General features: G+C 46.4%; 14 protein-coding genes and 1 tRNA gene. 8 read left to right on the top strand and 7 right to left on the bottom strand.

Features of this window, described 5'->3' with window-relative positions:
• Window positions 1–8 precede the first annotated feature (8 nt).
• Together rsmH and mraZ are read right to left on the bottom strand one after the other, a co-directional pair.
• Window positions 9–923 carry a 16S rRNA (cytosine(1402)-N(4))-methyltransferase RsmH gene (gene rsmH / locus T325_RS03795; protein WP_036910558.1) on the bottom strand — a complete coding sequence of 305 codons (915 nt, stop codon included), beginning with the start codon at window positions 921–923 and terminating at the stop codon, window positions 9–11.
• Window positions 920–1375, bottom strand: a complete 456-nt coding sequence (gene mraZ, locus T325_RS03790; protein ID WP_036910556.1) for a division/cell wall cluster transcriptional repressor MraZ — start codon at window positions 1373–1375, stop codon at window positions 920–922. Before mraZ ends, rsmH begins: the two co-directional genes overlap by 4 nt.
• Window positions 1376–1590: 215 nt before the next feature.
• On the opposite strand from mraZ, the gene T325_RS03785 reads away from it, so the two are divergent.
• From T325_RS03785 to T325_RS03775, 3 genes are all read left to right on the top strand, one after another.
• Window positions 1591–2415, top strand: a complete 825-nt coding sequence (locus T325_RS03785) for a glycerol acyltransferase (protein ID WP_036910554.1) — start codon at window positions 1591–1593, stop codon at window positions 2413–2415.
• Window positions 2416–2432: 17 nt separating this feature from the next.
• Entirely contained in the window at window positions 2433–3428 is a 996-nt protein-coding gene (locus T325_RS03780) for a GNAT family N-acetyltransferase (protein ID WP_036910552.1), read from the top strand.
• A gap of 92 nt (window positions 3429–3520) precedes the next feature.
• Window positions 3521–4324 carry a hypothetical protein gene (locus T325_RS03775; protein WP_036910550.1) on the top strand — a complete coding sequence of 268 codons (804 nt, stop codon included), beginning with the start codon at window positions 3521–3523 and terminating at the stop codon, window positions 4322–4324.
• Here T325_RS03775 and T325_RS03770 read toward each other — a convergent pair.
• From T325_RS03770 to T325_RS03760, 3 genes are all read right to left on the bottom strand, one after another.
• Window positions 4321–5022: a response regulator transcription factor gene (locus T325_RS03770; RefSeq protein WP_036910548.1), complete on the bottom strand. Its 702-nt coding sequence runs from the start codon at window positions 5020–5022 to the stop codon at window positions 4321–4323. The genes T325_RS03775 and T325_RS03770 overlap by 4 nt on opposite strands.
• On the bottom strand, window positions 5019–6314 hold the full coding sequence (locus T325_RS03765; RefSeq protein WP_036910546.1) for a sensor histidine kinase: 1296 nt from the start codon (window positions 6312–6314) through the stop codon (window positions 5019–5021). Before T325_RS03765 ends, T325_RS03770 begins: the two co-directional genes overlap by 4 nt.
• A 121-nt stretch (window positions 6315–6435) precedes the next feature.
• On the bottom strand, window positions 6436–6933 hold the full coding sequence (locus tag T325_RS03760) for a hypothetical protein (RefSeq protein ID WP_143058309.1): 498 nt from the start codon (window positions 6931–6933) through the stop codon (window positions 6436–6438).
• Window positions 6934–7142: 209 nt separating this feature from the next.
• Between T325_RS03760 and T325_RS03755 the strand changes: the two genes are divergently transcribed.
• The 4 genes from T325_RS03755 to T325_RS12540 all read left to right on the top strand — a co-directional run bounded on the left by T325_RS03755 (window position 7143) and on the right by T325_RS12540 (window position 12543).
• Window positions 7143–7628, top strand: a complete 486-nt coding sequence (locus T325_RS03755; RefSeq protein ID WP_081911035.1) for a DUF3836 domain-containing protein — start codon at window positions 7143–7145, stop codon at window positions 7626–7628.
• A gap of 117 nt (window positions 7629–7745) precedes the next feature.
• Complete coding sequence (locus T325_RS03750; protein WP_036910540.1) at window positions 7746–8591, top strand: DUF3737 family protein; 846 nt, start codon at window positions 7746–7748, stop codon at window positions 8589–8591.
• The gene (locus T325_RS03745) at window positions 8588–9745 is read left to right on the top strand and encodes a MalY/PatB family protein (protein WP_036910539.1); all 1158 of its coding nucleotides are present in this window, start codon (window positions 8588–8590) and stop codon (window positions 9743–9745) included. The genes T325_RS03750 and T325_RS03745 overlap by 4 nt, the downstream gene beginning before the upstream one ends.
• Window positions 9742–12543, top strand: coding sequence for a family 43 glycosylhydrolase (locus T325_RS12540; protein WP_081911034.1), 2802 nt, complete (start codon window positions 9742–9744; stop codon window positions 12541–12543). The genes T325_RS03745 and T325_RS12540 overlap by 4 nt, the downstream gene beginning before the upstream one ends.
• Window positions 12544–12570: 27 nt before the next feature.
• Here the strand turns inward: T325_RS12540 and T325_RS03735 are convergent, their stop codons facing one another.
• Complete coding sequence (locus T325_RS03735) at window positions 12571–13248, bottom strand: hypothetical protein (protein ID WP_146063080.1); 678 nt, start codon at window positions 13246–13248, stop codon at window positions 12571–12573.
• A gap of 235 nt (window positions 13249–13483) precedes the next feature.
• Here T325_RS03735 and T325_RS03730 point away from each other — a divergent pair.
• Window positions 13484–13558, top strand: a tRNA-Arg gene (locus T325_RS03730).
• Between the two features lie 183 nt (window positions 13559–13741).
• Here T325_RS03730 and secDF read toward each other — a convergent pair.
• Window positions 13742–16765 carry a protein translocase subunit SecDF gene (gene secDF, locus T325_RS03725; RefSeq protein WP_036910535.1) on the bottom strand — a complete coding sequence of 1008 codons (3024 nt, stop codon included), beginning with the start codon at window positions 16763–16765 and terminating at the stop codon, window positions 13742–13744.
• Window positions 16766–16856: the final 91 nt, after the last annotated feature.

The raw sequence follows: 16856 nt of genomic DNA, 5'->3' as shown, positions 1-16856 counted from the left end.
TTTTAATCTTAAACTCTTTCTGCGATCCTTAATTTTGCGCTTCGGCTTCGTGGGTTCTGCTGTTGTTCCTTATCTGTGGGTACGATAACTTTATTGTTAATCGACTTAAAAGGTGCCTCTATACGTCCGAAGAAATCTTGTTTTACCTTACCCTCTGCATTGCCTGCTTTCATGAAGTTCTTCACAATGCGGTCTTCTAGTGAGTGGTAAGTGATGACCGACAGCCTGCCACCTTCGCCAAGGACATCTCTTGCGCCATTGAGCATCTCTTTCAAAGCACTCATCTCGTGGTTTACCTCTATGCGCAGGGCCTGAAACATCTTGGCCATTTCTTTCTTCTCACGCTCCCGTTGAAATAGCTTCTCTGTGGCTGCCATCAGGTCGCTGGTGGTCTCTATATGTTTCTCGTTACGGGCCTTGACGATGGCTGAGGCTATTCTTCGAGCATTCTTCAGTTCACCATAGATGTAAAGAATGTCCGAAAGTTGTTCCTCGTCGTAACTGTTCAGGATTTCTGCTGCCGTCATTCCTGCCCGTTTATTCATCCGCATATCTAGTGGAGAATCGAAACGGAAAGAGAAACCGCGTGTCTCGTCATCGAAATGGTGACTGGAAACACCAAGGTCGGCCAGAAGTCCGTCGATCTTTTCAACGCCATAATAGCGCATCCAGTTGCGGAGATATCTGAAATTGCTTCTTACGAATGTGAAACGCTCGTCATTAACGATGTTGCACTCTGCGTCTTCGTCTTGGTCAAAACTGTATAGATGACCTTTCTTGCCAAGTCTGCGCAGAATCTCCTTACTGTGTCCGCCACCGCCAAAAGTAACGTCTACATAAACACCATCGGGCTTGATGTCAAGCCCGTCGATGCTTTCCTGTAGAAGTACTGGAACGTGATATGTATCGGCAGTAGTCATCATTGGTTCTCGTTGGTATTCATGATATTCTCAAATTCCATACCGAAGTCGTCATCGGTCTTGAGGGTCTGTTCCAGGTTTCTCGGCGACCATATCTCGATGGTGTCGTCCATGCCGATAAACTGGATGTCTTGTTCTATTTCTGCAATCTTCTGCAGACGCTTTGAAATCAGGAAGCGGCCATTGCCGTCAAGTGTTACGACTTCTGCCTCTGATACAAACTGTCTGAACATCTGCTGATGTGACTGTTTCCAGGGGCGAAGCTGCTGCTTCAGCAGATCAAGACGCTGATTCCATACGCTTTCAGGGTATAGCACCAAACACTTTTGGAAAACATCCTTTCTCAGTACCAGACATTCCTCGCCTGATGCTTGTAGCACCTTGCGGAAAACGGCTGGCAGAAAGGCTCTTCCCTTTGTATCGGCCTTTGCTTCTATATTACCTAAAAAACGCATACGTACATAATTAATAGAAATCGGTTACAAAGATATGAATTTTTCCCCACTTTGCACCACATTTCCCCACTTTTTTTTATTTTTAACTTTATTTTATTGATTTAACCCCCTTTTGTGTACTAAATACATTTAAAAAGAAACTTTTTCTTCTTTTTTTTGCTCATTATTGAAAGAAATGTGCTATTTTTGCACCACGTTAGTGTTTTGAAGAGAGAATGACAACTGTAACAGAGAAAACCATTGATATCGATCAGATATTGAAAGGCAAGATGGGCACAAGGGCAAAGTTTGTACCACGCCCCTTGATTAGCTGGCTCAAGCGCATCGCTCATCAGGATGAAGTCAACGCTTTCCTGTGGGAGAGTCGCGACAAATCGGGGGTGGAATGGCTCGAGGAGTGTGTCAGATATCTCGACATGACATTGGAGATTGAGGGTAAGGAGAATCTTCCGGATCCTCAGGACGGCAAACTTTACACCTTTGTCAGCAATCATCCCCTTGGTGGAGAGGATGGGGTGGCTCTTGGGGCTGTTATCGGTAGGCATTATAACGGACGATTCCGCTATCTTGTCAACGACTTACTGATGAATTTGCCAGGTTTGGCTCCCGTCTGTATCCCTATCAATAAGACAGGCGGCCAAAGTCGCAACTTCCCTGCTATGGTGAAGGCGGGATTTGAGAGTGACAATCATATGCTGATGTTCCCTGCGGGCTTATGTTCTCGCCGTCGTAATGGGGTTATTGAGGATATACCCTGGACCAAAACTTTTATTTCTAAGAGTGTAGAGTACCAACGTGATGTTGTGCCGATTCATTTCGGAGGGCAGAATTCTAATTTCTTTTATCGTCTGGCTAATTTCAGTGATAGGTATCTGCCATTCAATCTCGCAATGCTCTATTTGGTCGATGAAATGTATAAAAACGTGCATAAAACCTTTCAAATCAAGATAGGAAAGCCTGTACCCTGGCAAACTTTTGACAAAAGCAAATCGCCGATGGAATGGGCACAATTTGTTAGAGAAAACTGTTATAAACTTTAAAGCTATAAATAAATAAAATGGAACAGGAGATTATCCAGCCAATAGACAAAGAACTTCTTAAGAGTGAGCTGACACCTGAGCGCCAACTTCGTATGACGAACAAGAGTCATAACGAGATTTATGTGATAACTGCTCACAACGCACCTAATGTAATGAAGGAGATCGGGCGACTTCGTGAGATCGCTTTCCGTGAAGCTGGTGGAGGTACGGGCAAGTCAATGGATATCGATGAGTTCGATACCTGTGACAATTGTTATAAGCAGCTTATCGTATGGAATCCTGAGGCAGAAGAAATCATTGGTGGTTATCGTTATCTGTTGGGTACCGACTGGGAGTATGACGAAAAAGGTCAGCCCATCCTGGCTACCAGCCATATGTTCCATTTCTCTGATCGCTTTATTAAGGACTATGCGCCTTTGACTATCGAACTGGGACGTTCGTTTGTTGCTCTCCCTTATCAGAGTTCCCGCATGGGTGCCAAAAGTCTCTTTGCGCTCGACAATCTTTGGGATGGACTTGGCGCTCTGACAGTTATCAAGCCCAACGTGAAGTATTTCTTTGGTAAGATGACCATGTATCCTTCTTATATCCGCAAAGGTCGTGATATGATTCTTTATTTCCTGAAAAAGCATTTCGACGATAAGGACAAGTTGATTATCCCGATGAAACCGCTTGAATTGGAGACGGACCCGAAGGAGTTGGAGGCACTCTTCAGCGGCCATACATTCAAGGAAGACTATAAGATATTGAATGGGCAGGTTCGTAAATTGGGCTATAATATTCCGCCGCTGGTTAATGCTTATATGAGTCTCTCGCCTACTATGAAACTTTTTGGTACAGCAATCAACTATGGTTTTGGCGATGTTGAAGAGACAGGTATTCTCATTGCTATTGAGGAGATCTTTGAAGAAAAACGTGTGCGCCATATCGATTCTTTCATTAAGGAACATCCTGAAGCCTTGAAAATTACGAGCGGTGCCAACAACTTGATTTATAGGGAGAACGTGGTTTGAACCTTAAAGATTTAACCTAAAGATAACATTGCGATAGGGGAGTATCTCAGAAAATCGTCGTATCTTTGCACCCGATAAAGTGTAAAAAAACGATGAAGAAGGCATTGATGTATTTACTTCTGGCACTTGGAATTACTCTCGGAGTGCTGTTTGTTGGTGGAGCCGTTGTCGGCTTTGTCACGGGATTCATCGATGGATTCAATGAAAACGAATCGGGCACAACAACAACCATGAGTATCATGACAGTTGGAGGATGCTGTATGATCTTTACACTTTGTATTCTCCTTCATTGGGTGTTTCTTCATTTTGGTTTCGCGTCTTATTCAGAGGGACGTATTCCCAGAAACGTGCGTTGGAAGGTGATTATTGCGCTGATTATAGCTATGGCAGGTATGGCTTTGCTCAATTGTATTGTGTATAATCCGATAGCAGAGCCTGACGGTACGATTATTACAGAGTCGGATTCCACCGTGCGTGAAACATACAGGTGGATGAGAATTCATCCGATCTTCTCCATTTTGGTGCTGTCGGCTATTGAGGCTACTTGTAATCTGGTTATCTATGGGGCTGTGCTTCGTGAGATATTGGAATGGAAGCATCGTCCTGCCATCGTGATAACTGTTTATGGTGTTGTTATGTCTTTGTTGTCACTTCTTTACAACAGTCCGTTACTAATAGTGCCAACTATGATGATGGTGATGTTTGAGGGATGGGTCTACGAGTATTCCCGTAGCGTGATACCTGTCATCATCGGTGATGTGGTGTTTTATATCGTTATGCTTTGCCTGATAGGCACCGTTTTCGAGGGCTGGTGGTTCTTCATGGTTGCCATCTTGGTCCTGCCTGCTGTCTTTTATACCTTGAAAGCAATGGAGCCTTACAAGCCCATTGATTAACCCTCGACCAGCAATTGTAGTCCGATGCCTCGAATCGTTTTCAGGTTGATTTTAGGCTCGTCAGCTAACAGCTTTCTCAATTTATTAATGAAAACATCAAGCGAACGTGAGGCAAAGTAGTCATCCTCTGTGTTCCAGAACCGACTGAGTATGGCCTCGCGCCTCACCACATTGTTCTTATTGTCTGCCAGCAGCTGTAGAATCTGGGCCTCACGCACCGTTATAGTCTGAGTTTCTCCTGTTTCGTCGTTTCTCAACGTTGCATGATCGGCGTCAAGCGTGTATTTGCCCAGTTTGTAGTGGCTGGTCTCGTTCTGTGTCTTGAGTCCACCGCGCATTTTCATCAGAGCTTGAATATGGGCATCTAACTCCTCGGGTACAAAAGGCTTTTTCACATAGTTGTTGATGCCAAGACGGTAACCGGCTTTCACATCGTTGGGTGAGGTAAGGGCAGAGGTGAAGATGATAATCACATTGCCATCCGTCTCGCGGATACGCTCCACCATCTCAAAACCATTCATTACGGGCATGTCGATATCTGATATAATCACATCGGGATGCGTCTCTTCCCAGGCTTTTACGCCTTCCTTTCCATTGGAAGCAGTCGTTACCTCATAGCCGCCTATGATATCTTCCAAACCGGTCTTCTCAATGTAAGCCAGCGATTCGTCGTCTTCTACTAACAATAGTTTTATCATACGTTCTTGGGTATATAAAGAGTAAATTCGGAATAGTTATCTTTCTCACTCGACACCGTAACTTTGCCGCCATGGGCCTGCATCACTTGATCTACGTAGTTCAGTCCAAGGCCGAAGCCGCTCACACCGCCTTTGCGATTCTTCTCGTGTATAGCTGCCCGTCCGAACTTGTCGAATATCACCTGCTGCTCCTCTTTCGAGATGCCGATACCATTATCACGAACCTTAAGTAATACATATTTGTCGGTATCTATGGTTGATATCTTGATTTCGATATTGTCTTTTGAGTATTTGATAGCGTTGTCTAACAGATTCGAAATGGCCTCTGTAATATACTGTTCGTCGGCCAGAATGTTCTTTGTCTTTAAGTCGGTAGTAACCTTTAAAGGTTTTGTGGTCTTAGGTTTGGTTTTCTCTATAAGATCATCAATAATGGGCTCAAGATTGATGTCCAACTTGTTGAGTATCAGTTTCTTGTTTTCCAGTTTCGAGATGGTAAGCAGTTTGTTGACAAGTGTCAGCAGGTGTTCTGCCTCATCCTCGATAATACTATAATATTTCTCTTTAATCTGAGGCTTGTCGTCAACCTTGCCGCTATGCAGGAAGTGGGCTCCCATGATAATCGACGATAGTGGCGACTTCATGTCGTGCACCATGGCATACGAGAAGTCGTTTCTCAGTTCTGCAATCTGTTCCTGTTCCGTAATGAAGCGCAATAGTTGAAAGATGATGATGGCGAAGAACCCCAGGATAATGGCGCTGATGAGGAATAGCGGGCTCAGTTTTTGGGCTAATTCCGGATAGGGATTGTTCAGCGCCAATCGTATAGCCTTTGACTGATTGCGACGTATACTGACAGGTTTTGTCAGCAGAGACCACGATGTACTTCGGTTATTGTTCTGACGAATCACCTTCTTGGTGGCATCTATTTCTTGGATTGTTACATCGCGGTTAATGTGGGCTATGCTCAGCAATGAGTCGACAAACAGAGCCACTGTGTCAAGCGATATCTCTGACTGATATTTGCAACTTAACGCGTCGTTCATACCTTCGACCGATGAGGCCAGACTCAGATTTCCTCGTGCCTGGGGCAGACTGAGAGTGTCGCCAGTGGTTACAAATTCCGCGCGTTGGTAACTTTCATAGAACATGGCCCATGTCAACTGGTTACTGGCCCTTTCCGAGATGTCTTTCGACACAGAGCGGTAGGTCATCCACATATAGAGGGCCAGTAGCAACAATACTGCCGCCGCACTAATGATTGAAACGTTTCTATACCTGTTTCTATGCATAATGGTCTTCTCGCGTCAGCCCGTCGATGGCCTGCTTTGCTTCTCTTTAATACAAGGGGCAAAGGTATAGGTTTTTCCTGAGATGACCAAATAAAAACAGAAGTTTATTATGATATCTGTATTACAGATTTATTGTAATTGTATTCTGGGTTGAGAAGGAAATAACACCATCGTAGTCTGTCCAAATCTCTTCGCGTATGGAACCGTCTCCTTCATGGATGATGACTTTTTGGCGGTTTAAGATGAGATGGTATCTTGGCATGGTGGCGTTATGAATGGTGAAGTAGATGTTTATATGACAGATGCAGTTGGCTTTACCCTCACCGTCATTCCAAGGATTTAAGACAAGTGCCCCGTCGACATCATGGTCAATATTGATGCCTGCATTGGTATAGTCGCAGTTCAGCGTGTAGTTGATATACTCACCAGTAATGGTCTTGCTATCCTTATTATAGGTGAGCTTTAACTTTGGCGCATATTCGCCACGCGTCCGAATATGATTCCCACAATCGCTATGAGACACTTTGGATAGCGAAATAGGATCGTAAATATTGTCGCTTGTAGAGCAACTGCAAAGCGTCAGTATTGCGACCATCCATAATAAGATTCTCTTTTCCATATCTTTATGATTAATAAAATAATCCCCTTCCTATTATTATAATGTGTGAGGGTGGTGAAATACTGCATCGAAGACGCTGTTTTTATAGTTTGTTAACATGGTGCTTCGGATTTAACCTAAAGATAACATTCTGATAACTTAATGCCTTTGCAACTTTTCTTACCTTTGCAACGTCAAACAGATGTAGTAACAATTAAAATATTAGAGATATGGAATCAATTATCACTATCGCAACAGTTCTCACGATGTATTTCAATGCCGCTAACGACGTGAATGCCCCCTATCTGTACAACTCAGATCTGGAGGATGGTGTGATTCACAGAATTGAAGTCTACGAGCAAAAGGCTGACAATGAAGTGTGTGCCAAGATGGAGTATCGTTACGAGTACGACGAGCAGGGTCGTCTTACCACCCGCGAAGTATTGCGCTGGGATGAGGGCCGCAAGGATTGGGTGAACGATTTCTGTCACAACTACAAGTATTACAAGAACGGCTACAACATGGAGACTTGCAAGTGGAATGCTGAGAAACAGGCTTACGACCTGCCTGCCGAGGTTACGCTTTATCGCTCTGTTGCTCCCAGTCTTACAACGGTCAGGACCTATAAAATGAACGAGGCAAAAGACAATATGTTCCTCTCAAGTCGCATGGTTGTGATGGAGCCGCTCGATAGTCGTCTGATTGCCAAACGATGATAAATCTCTCTCTAACATATTAAAAACCTTTAAATAGGTTATAGAATCCGTAGTCGATGTGAACCGATTACGGATTTTTATTTGTATCTTTGTCGCCGAATAAAACAATACAAAACAATGAAACTGATAAAAGATGAGAAATTCGGCGGCGAGCGTCCTTTGTTCGCCTGTCATGATTTACGATTGGAGAATGTAACAATCACTGATGGCGAATCTGGTATCAAGCAGTGCCAGAACATGGAAGCACACGATTGCAAGTTTTATGGTAAGTATCCCTGGTGGCATGTCGATGGCGCCTATATTGAGAATTGTTATTTTGCTATGGATTCTCGTTCTGCCATCTGGTATACAAACGATTTAGTGATGAAGAATTCGCGCATCGATGGCCCGAAGTTCTTCCGAGAAATGAAAAATTTGGAACTTGAGAATGTGGAGATTACCGATGCTGATGAGACTTTCTGGAAGGTGAATGGTATTAAGATTAAGAACGTCAAGTTACATGGAGGCACTTATCCTTTCATGTTTTCAGAGAATATCTATGTCGATGGGCTTGAGAGCGACTCAAAGTACGTGTTCCAGTATTGCAAGAATGTGGAGATTCATAACGCTAAGATCCTGACAAAAGACTCTTTTTGGGAGTGCGAGAATGTAACTGTCTATGACTCAGTGCTCGATGGCGAGTATCTGGCTTGGCACTCCAAGAACGTACGACTTGTGAATTGTCATTTGGCAGGTGAACAGTTACTGTGCTACACCCAGAACCTGGTGCTCGAGAATTGTACTATCGACGCAGCATGTGACCGTATGTTTGAGTACTCCACCGTCGAGGCAGATATTAAAGGCCATATTGAGAATATTAAGAATCCTACATCTGGGCACATTATTGCCGATTCCATCGGTAGTATCACCATTGATGAGAACGTGCGTCAACCGAATAATTGTGTAATAGAAACTAGGAAATGAAGTATAATTTCGATGAAGAAGTAGAGCGCAGAGGTACGGGCTGTGTAAAATGGGATGAAGGTCCCTCGGCTGACGTGATTCCCCTCTGGGTGGCAGACATGGACTTTAAGGCTGCCCCAGCTATCCTTGATGCCGTTAAAAGGCGTGCCGCCCATGGGGTATTTGGCTATACCGTTGTCGAGGAAGACTATTATGAAGCTATTATCTCATGGTTTCAGCGTCGCCACGAGTGGTCCATCCGGCGTGAAGAAATACTCTATACTACTGGAGTTGTTCCAGCTATGTCGGTCGCAATCAAAGCATTAACCATGCCAGGTGAAAAGGTGCTTATCCTTTCGCCTGATTATAACTGCTTCTTCTCTTCTGTTCGAAATAATGGTTGTGAAGTGCTTGAGACAGCATTGAAGCGGGTTGATGATACCTTTGAAGTAGACTGGGCCGATTTCGAAGTCAAGTGTTCCGACGAGAAAACTACTGTCTTCCTGCTCTGTAACCCCCACAATCCCTGTGGGCGTGTGTGGACTAAAGCGGAACTGGAACGCATGAATGATATCTGTCTGAAACACAGTGTTAAGGTGGTGAGCGACGAGATACATTGTGAACTTATTATGCCAGGCTACAAGTTCCAACCCTTTGCTGCTGTGAGCGACAACTGTCGTCAGAATAGTGTCATACTTAACTCTCCCTCCAAGTCGTTCAATATCGCTGGCTTGCAGGCCGCTAATATCATCTGTGCACAACCTGAATGGCGTCGCCGACTGGATCGTGCCATCAATATTAACGAGGTGTGCGACCTGAATCCTTTTGGTCCTGTAGCCCTAAAGGCAGCCTATAACGAGAGCGAAGAGTGGATTGACGAATTGAACCAGTATCTTTGGAAGAACTACTGCTTTTTGCGCGATTTCATCGAGGAAAGACTGCCCCAGTGGAAACTCTGTCGCCTCGAAGGCACCTATCTTCCATGGGTTGACATCTCTGCCATGGGCATTACCGCCCAGCAGTTATGCGACCGTCTGTTGAATGAGGCAAAGGTGTGGATAAATCCTGGTACGATGTATGGTCCTCAGACGGGCGAGGGGTATGTCCGCTTCAACATTGCCACACAGCGTAGCCGTTTGGAAGAAGCATTGAAACGTATAGCCAACATATTATGAGACATCTGCTAACAACACTTCTCCTGATTCCGGCATTCATTTGTAGGGCTGCCGATTATAATGTTGTAGATTATGGAGCCACCAGCGATGCTGGGGTAAATAGTACGGAGGCTTTTCAGAAAGCCATCGATCGCTGTTCTGAAAAAGGTGGAGGTCGTGTTGTAATTCCTGCAGGCCTTTTCAGGATAGGAACCATTGTACTGAAAAGCAATGTCCATCTCCATCTTGATCATGGCGCAGTTGTCTTGGGTTCTACTGATCTGAAAGATTATCGCCCGATGAAATCGAGCTATGTATCCCTCCGAACCCAGACAGAGACCATTCAGCTGATCTATGCCGACTCGGTACATAATATAGTTATCGATGGCTATGGTATCATTGACGGGCAGGGGCGTGCTTTCGAAAAACTATCTTGGAATGACGAGGGTGTCACGCGCCCCCATCTCATTCGCTTTATCCAGAGTCAGGACATTACTATTAAGGACGTTACCCTTAAAAACAGTGGTTGCTGGATGCAGCACTATCTGGCTTGTGACCGTCTGCATATCGATGGAATCAAGGTTTTTAACCGTAATAACTATAATAATGATGCTCTCGATATTGATGGTTGTCACGATGTGATAGTACGAGGCATGATGGCCGATAGCGACGACGACGGCATTACGCTAAAAAGCACATCGCCTCGTCTTTGCGAGAATATTCGCATCAGCGATTGTGTGGTGTCGAGCCACTGCAATGCCGTGAAGCTGGGCACAGAGACCAATGGCGGTTTTCGTAACGTCAACATCTCTGGCATTGTGGTGAAGCCTAGTGCTGATCAGAAGGAGAAGTTTTTCGGTCAGTGGATAGGTTCTTCTGCCATCTCGCTTGAAATTGTCGATGGAGGCGTGCTCGAGAACGTCAATATATCCGATTTCACCGTCGAAGGTACTGAGTCACCCATCTTCATCCGTCTGGGCAATCGTGGACGTGGCTACCTGTCCAGTGGTGCCAATATGGAAGCCATCGTACCCATCAATCATGTGGGGCACATTGATGGCGTCCACCTCAATAACATCCAAATTCGCCATGCGGGCTCCATGGGTTGCAGTATCACTGGACTGCCTGGTCATCCTGTTCGTAATGTCTCGCTCTCAAACATATCACTCTATCATAAAGGGGGTGTCAAAGCCGATGAAATGGCACAAATCTGCGATACCATCCGCGACGAGAAAGAAAAAGCCTATCCAGAAGCCACCATGTGGGGCAACCTGCCTGCCAAAGGCTTTTTTGTGCGTCATGCTCGCAATGTGAAGTTCTCGAATATTGAGATTGTGACAGAACAGCCCGATATACGTCCAGACTTTGTGAATGACGATGTTGAAGGATGGGGCGACCAAGGCGACGGCACCTATCGCAACCCCGTGCTTAATGTAGACTTCTCCGATCCTGATGTCATCCGAGTGGGCTCAAAATATTATATGGTCGCTTCCGATTTCCATTTCCTTGGCATGCAAGTACTTGAGAGCGATGATATGGTCAACTGGAAGTATATCAGTCAGATATACCGCCGCTTCGATGAGCCGGGATGGGATGATAACCAACACTATGCCAGCGGCTCGTGGGCACCAGCCATCCGCTATCACAACGGTCTTTACTACGTCTATTTTTGTACCCCCGACGAAGGACTTTATATGACCACCGCCCGCAATCCTCATGGCCCTTGGGCGCCGCTCCATCTGGTGAAACGTGTCGAGAGATGGGAGGATCCTTGTCCTTTCTGGGACGAAGACGGACAAGCCTACTTAGGGCGTAGCCGTCGTGGCGCGGGCCCTATCATCGTCCATCGCATGTCGGCTGACGGTAAGACCTTGCTCGACGAAGGTCAGACCGTCTACGAAGGCCCTGTGGCCGAGGGAACCAAATTCCTTAAGCGCAACGGCTGGTACTATCTTATTATTCCTGAGGGCGGAGTAGGCCAGGGATGGCAGACTGCACTTCGTTCTAAGAACATCTATGGTCCATACGAGCGCCGTGTTGTTCTCGAACAAGGCTCTACCCGTGTGAATGGTCCTCATCAAGGTGCTTTGGTTGATGCCTCTGATGGCTCTTGGTGGTTTTACCATTTTCAGGAGACGCCCGTCTTGGGACGTGTGGTCCATCTGCAGCCCGCCCGTTGGGAAGCCGACTGGCCATTGATGGGCGTCGATTTCGATGGAAACGACATTGGTGAGCCTGTCGCTTCATGGAAAAAGCCCATTCCATCGGCTACAGTCTTCCTGCCTCAGACCTCTGACGACTTCTCTGCCACTCTTGGCCTCCAATGGCAGTGGAACCACAACCCTGTCGATACTCATTGGAGCCTCACAGCCCGTAAGGGCTGGCTCACGCTAAAGGCTCTGCCTGCCGATTGTCTAATGGTCAGTCATAACATGTTGACGCAGAAAGTCGTAGGTTATCAGAGTGAAAGTCTTACGATGGTTGAGGCTTCAGGTGATAATTATGCGGGGCTTTTCTGCTCTGGCAAACAGTTCCGAGGCGTTGGTCTCTGCAAAGAAGGCGTTTTTATTGAAGTCGATGGGCAGCGTACCCTTGTCCAGAATGGCCGTTTCCAAAAGCTTTGGCTCCGCGTCACCAACGATTGTCAGGCCAACAGCCACCAGTTCTATTATAGTACCGATGGACTACATTACCAGCCCGCAGGTTCTGCGTTCTCCATGCATTCAGGCTATTGGAAGGGCATCCGTGTAGGATTGTTCTGCTATGGCAACAGCGGCCAAGCCCAATTCGATGCCTTCCAGCAAAAAGTCGCCCATTAGTTTGGCAAGATTATATGGCTGCAAACGCTATAGGCCTATCTGGATAGATAGAAAGGCACCATGAGTACCTTTGGCTTTGGGGTAGAACTGGTCAAACTTCTGATTGTCGTATTTCATAGTTCTACGCTGGGCATACACATCGAGAGTGGAATACGAATATCCCAAAGTTATCGTCCCCTTGTTGACTCTGAGAGACAGACCTATCTTGCCGTCAAAGAAACACCATGCGCCCTTACTACTACTAATGCTCTTACGATTTTCAGGAATACGGACCTCGTTGGGATTTATATCAATGTCGATTCTATCGTATGGAATGGTTAGCAGGGTACCCAGTTCCCCATACAAACAAATCGCATAATCCGACTTTCTGAAGATGTATGGCGAGAAGAAAATGGCAGATGGATGCAAAAAGAGGTTCTGTGCTTTTTCGGAATCTTCATTAGTCCACCATGTATCCCCTCTTGCTATATCCGTTGTAGAAAACTGCCTATAGTAACCCAACGAGCCTCCTACTCCTACAAAAGGAATAGGAAACCAATGGCATCCTGCCTCCAGTTTCCATGCGTCAGCACTATTCAGTTCGCCTGTCACATTAATACGAATCTTAGACTCTTCAAACTCCTCATACGAATCTGCAGATTCTGCTTTTGTAGAAGTTGCCCCTAGTATCAATAAAGAGGCCAATACGGTTATGGTTCGTTTCATCATTTATTCTCAATTATATATTGTACGCAAAGGTATTCTTCTTTTATGGTATATAGTTAATGGCGCAAAATTAGTAATTAAGGATTATATAACCAAAGAATTTTTGTTTCATTTTGTTTCACGAAACAAAATGAAACAAAAAAGGGTAAGAATATCATGTTCTAGGAAGCAAATATGTTTGCTTTCTCTTTGCTGTATCAAAATTTTGCGCTATCTTTGCATCCGAAAACCACACGCCCTGATAGTTAAATGGATATAACAAGGCTCTCCTAAAGCTTAGTTCCGAGTTCGATTCTCGGTCGGGGTACCATGAGAAACTCAGCAGAATGCAGATTTGTGATGAATGATACTGCCCGTTACAAACGTTTTGTAATGGTGTTACAGGCAGCTTGTAACAGGGGATAGATGACGTTATTGTGAATATAAAAAGGCCGCAGTCCTTAGTGGACTGCAGCCCCGAGCAGTAGTATGTTCTTCTTGAAAAAGAAATTATTTACTTTGTTTCTGCGGTGTCTTCCTTAATGGTGCGACCCATAGTCAGGTAGGCTGTGGGAGCAGCGATAAAGAGTGAAGACAGGGTACCGAATACAACACCCAAAATCATTGCAAACGAGAACGAACGGATACTGTCACCACCGAGAATGAAGATGGCCAACAGTACGATCAAGGTCGTTACTGAGGTGTTGATGGTACGAGCCAGCGTCTGGTTCAGCGAATCGTTGAACAGCTGCTGACGGTCGCGCTTGCCATAGAGGCCGATGTTCTCACGGATACGGTCGAATACTACCACCTTATCGTTGATAGAGTAACCGATCACGGTCAGGATGGCACCGATGAATACCTGGTCGATCTCGAGCGACATGGGCAGAATTCCCCACAGGGCTGAGTAGAGGCCGAGTACTACCAAAGCATCGAGGGCCAGCGCAACGATGGCGCCTACTGAGAAGGCGAGGTTGCGGAAGCGCAGCAGGATGTAGAGGAAGATGGCTACCAGAGCAATCAGCACGCTGATGATAGCACCATAGGTGATGTCTTTAGCTACTGAAGGACCTACCTTCTGAGAAGAGATGATTGAACCACCCTCGCGAACATCGGGGTTCTTGAAGGCGTCGACATTTGCCTGACTTACGAGGCCTGCCTTCTTCAGAGTGTTGAAGAGGATGGTCTCTGCCTGATCGTCGACCTCAGGATTGTTTGACTCGATATCCCAGTTGGTAGAGATACGAACAGTCTTACCATCGGTACCGAGGGCGATGACAGAAGTGTTAGCCTCCTGATTGGCCTTCTCACCCATGGTGTTGATGAAGGCACCGGCCATGGCCTGACGAACCTCCTCAACAGGAGTCACCTTGTCGAGGGTTACAACATAGTTGCGACCACCGGTGAAGTCGATGCTCTGGCTCAGACCGCGAACGGCAAATGAGATGCAGAACAGAATGGCGAACACGCCATAAACAACGAACGACTTCTTATAGGTGCCCATGAAATTGTAGTGGGCATTCTGCATCAGATTCTTAGAATAGCCTGTTACGAAAGTCAGGTTGGTCCACTTGTCCTTCTTCAGCATGTAGTCATAGACGATACGTGTGAGGTAAACGGCTGTGAAGAATGAGCAAACGATACCGATGATCCAAGTGGTAGCGAAGCCCTTTACAGGACCTGTACCAAAGTAGAGCAGAATGATACCTGTGATCAGTGAAGTGAAGTTTGAGTCGAAGATCGCGCTGAAGGCGTTAGAGTAACCCTTGTTGAGAGCCTCCTTAACACCCAGACCTTTCTTCAGCTCCTCCTTGATGCGCTCGTAAATCAGCACGTTGGCATCCACAGCAGTACCCAGTGTGAGTACGATACCGGCGATACCAGGCATGGTAAGAGCGGCCTGGAATGAGGTGAGGATACCCAATGTGAAGAACAGGTTGAACAGCAGAGCGATATCTGAAAGGATACCAGGAACGAAACCGTACAGCAAGATCATGTAGATCATCAGCAGTACGAAGGCAACGATGAACGAGATGATTCCCTGCTGGATTGACTGAGCACCCAGTGAAGGACCAACAACCTCCTCCTGCACGATGCGGGTAGGAGCCGGCATCTTACCGGAGTTCAGCGTGTTGGCCAGGTCTTTTGTGTCCTCGATAGTGAAGTTACCAGTAATCTGAGAGTTGCCTCCGTCAATCTGAGTCAGGATGCGGGGAGCAGAGTAAACTGCGTCATCGAGAACAATGGCCACGGCCTTACCGATATTCTGCTTGGTAATCTGACTCCAGCGGCGAGCACCGTCAGAGTTCATCTGCATTGATACAGAAGGGTGACCCATCTGGTCGAAGTCGTCCTTGGCGCTGGTGATGACATCACCCTCCAACGGAGCTCGGCCTGAAGGCTCTGTGATTTTCAGAGCATAGAGTTCGAAAATGTCTCCCTTAGTGTCCTGACCGCCGAAGTCCTCGGCCTTAGCACCCCAGCGGAGCTTCAGTTCTGAGGGGAAAATGCGCGCAGCAATGTCGCTATAGATAATCTTGTTGATCTCGGCGGTATCGCGAGCGTTGGCATAACCAACAACAGCGAGGGTGTTGCCCTGTGTGGGCTGGAAGACAGAGAACAGAGGATTCTGCTTCTTTGCCAGCTCGGCAGCCTTAGAATCGGTAGCCTTGTTGTCCTTCTTTGCCAACTTGGCAGCGAGGTCGCCAGCAGCGACAGCCTTGGCAGTGTCGACAGCTGTCGTGTCGGCAGCAACGGCAGCAGAGTCTACTACTTCGCCGCCCTGAGCAGCATAACGCTGGTTGAGCTGAGCCAACAGCGGTGTCACTTCTTGTGAGTTATAAGTCTCCCAGAACTCGAGGTTGGCAGAACCTTGGAGGAGCTTACGAACACGCTCAGGCTCCTTGATACCAGGCATCTCGACCATGATACGGCCGCTTTGGCCTTCGAGTTTCTGGATGTTTGGCTGAACAACGCCAAACTTGTCGATACGGTTGCGGACTACGTTGAATGAGTTGTCAACGGCGCTCTGTACCTCAGCACGCAAAGCGGCCTCTACCTCAGAGTCGCTTGACTGTGTGCTCACCTTGCCCTTCATCTGCTGAGTAGCAAAGATGGCGGCGAGGGGACGGCCGTTGCCTTCCTGCTTCCAATACTTTACGAAGAGAGAGATGAAGTCGTTCTGGCTAGTCTCCTCTTCCTTCTTGGCGAGCTCCATGGCCTTCTTGTAGGCAGCGTCCTGCTTGTGGTCGGCGAGCACGTCGACTACATCGGGTACTGAAACCTCGAGGATCACGTTCATACCGCCTTTCAGGTCAAGACCCAGGCCAATCTCCATCTCACGGCACTGCTTCAGTGAGTAGATGCCCATATACACCTTCTCGTTCTTGATTGAGTCGAGGTACTCCGCACCTGCCTCCTCGCCCATAGCCGCAGCCTTACTTTCGTAATGGCGCGTTACGAATGAGAAGGAAAGGTAGAAGCAGCACACGAGAATCAGAAGCACTGCGATAAATTTTACAATTCCTTTGTTTTGCATTTTGATTTTTGTTGTTATTTATTTATTATTAATTCTGTTCGCGTACATTTTTAGCGTGCAAATATAGGCATTTTTTTACATAATGAAAAAT

Origin of the sequence: Prevotella sp. FD3004, assembly GCF_000746155.1 — a bacterium.
Classification (GTDB): domain Bacteria; phylum Bacteroidota; class Bacteroidia; order Bacteroidales; family Bacteroidaceae; genus Prevotella.
Note: the sequence above shows the minus strand (reverse complement) of the source record. Positions and strands in the feature narration are given on the sequence as shown.

Bases quoted from the DNA above. Each gene is read 5' to 3' on its own strand.
- T325_RS03750 (WP_036910540.1), top strand. From the start codon at position 7,746: ATGAAACTGATAAAAGATGAGAAATTCGGCGGCGAGCGTCCTTTGTTC.
- secDF (WP_036910535.1), bottom strand. From the start codon at position 16,765: ATGCAAAACAAAGGAATTGTAAAATTTATCGCAGTGCTTCTGATTCTC.
- T325_RS03755 (WP_081911035.1), top strand. From the start codon at position 7,143: ATGGAATCAATTATCACTATCGCAACAGTTCTCACGATGTATTTCAAT.
- T325_RS03775 (WP_036910550.1), top strand. From the start codon at position 3,521: ATGAAGAAGGCATTGATGTATTTACTTCTGGCACTTGGAATTACTCTC.
- T325_RS03780 (WP_036910552.1), top strand. From the start codon at position 2,433: ATGGAACAGGAGATTATCCAGCCAATAGACAAAGAACTTCTTAAGAGT.
- mraZ (WP_036910556.1), bottom strand. From the start codon at position 1,375: ATGCGTTTTTTAGGTAATATAGAAGCAAAGGCCGATACAAAGGGAAGA.
- T325_RS03745 (WP_036910539.1), top strand. From the start codon at position 8,588: ATGAAGTATAATTTCGATGAAGAAGTAGAGCGCAGAGGTACGGGCTGT.
- T325_RS12540 (WP_081911034.1), top strand. From the start codon at position 9,742: ATGAGACATCTGCTAACAACACTTCTCCTGATTCCGGCATTCATTTGT.
- T325_RS03760 (WP_143058309.1), bottom strand. From the start codon at position 6,933: ATGGAAAAGAGAATCTTATTATGGATGGTCGCAATACTGACGCTTTGC.
- T325_RS03735 (WP_146063080.1), bottom strand. From the start codon at position 13,248: ATGAAACGAACCATAACCGTATTGGCCTCTTTATTGATACTAGGGGCA.
- T325_RS03770 (WP_036910548.1), bottom strand. From the start codon at position 5,022: ATGATAAAACTATTGTTAGTAGAAGACGACGAATCGCTGGCTTACATT.
- T325_RS03785 (WP_036910554.1), top strand. From the start codon at position 1,591: ATGACAACTGTAACAGAGAAAACCATTGATATCGATCAGATATTGAAA.
- rsmH (WP_036910558.1), bottom strand. From the start codon at position 923: ATGATGACTACTGCCGATACATATCACGTTCCAGTACTTCTACAGGAA.
- T325_RS03765 (WP_036910546.1), bottom strand. From the start codon at position 6,314: ATGCATAGAAACAGGTATAGAAACGTTTCAATCATTAGTGCGGCGGCA.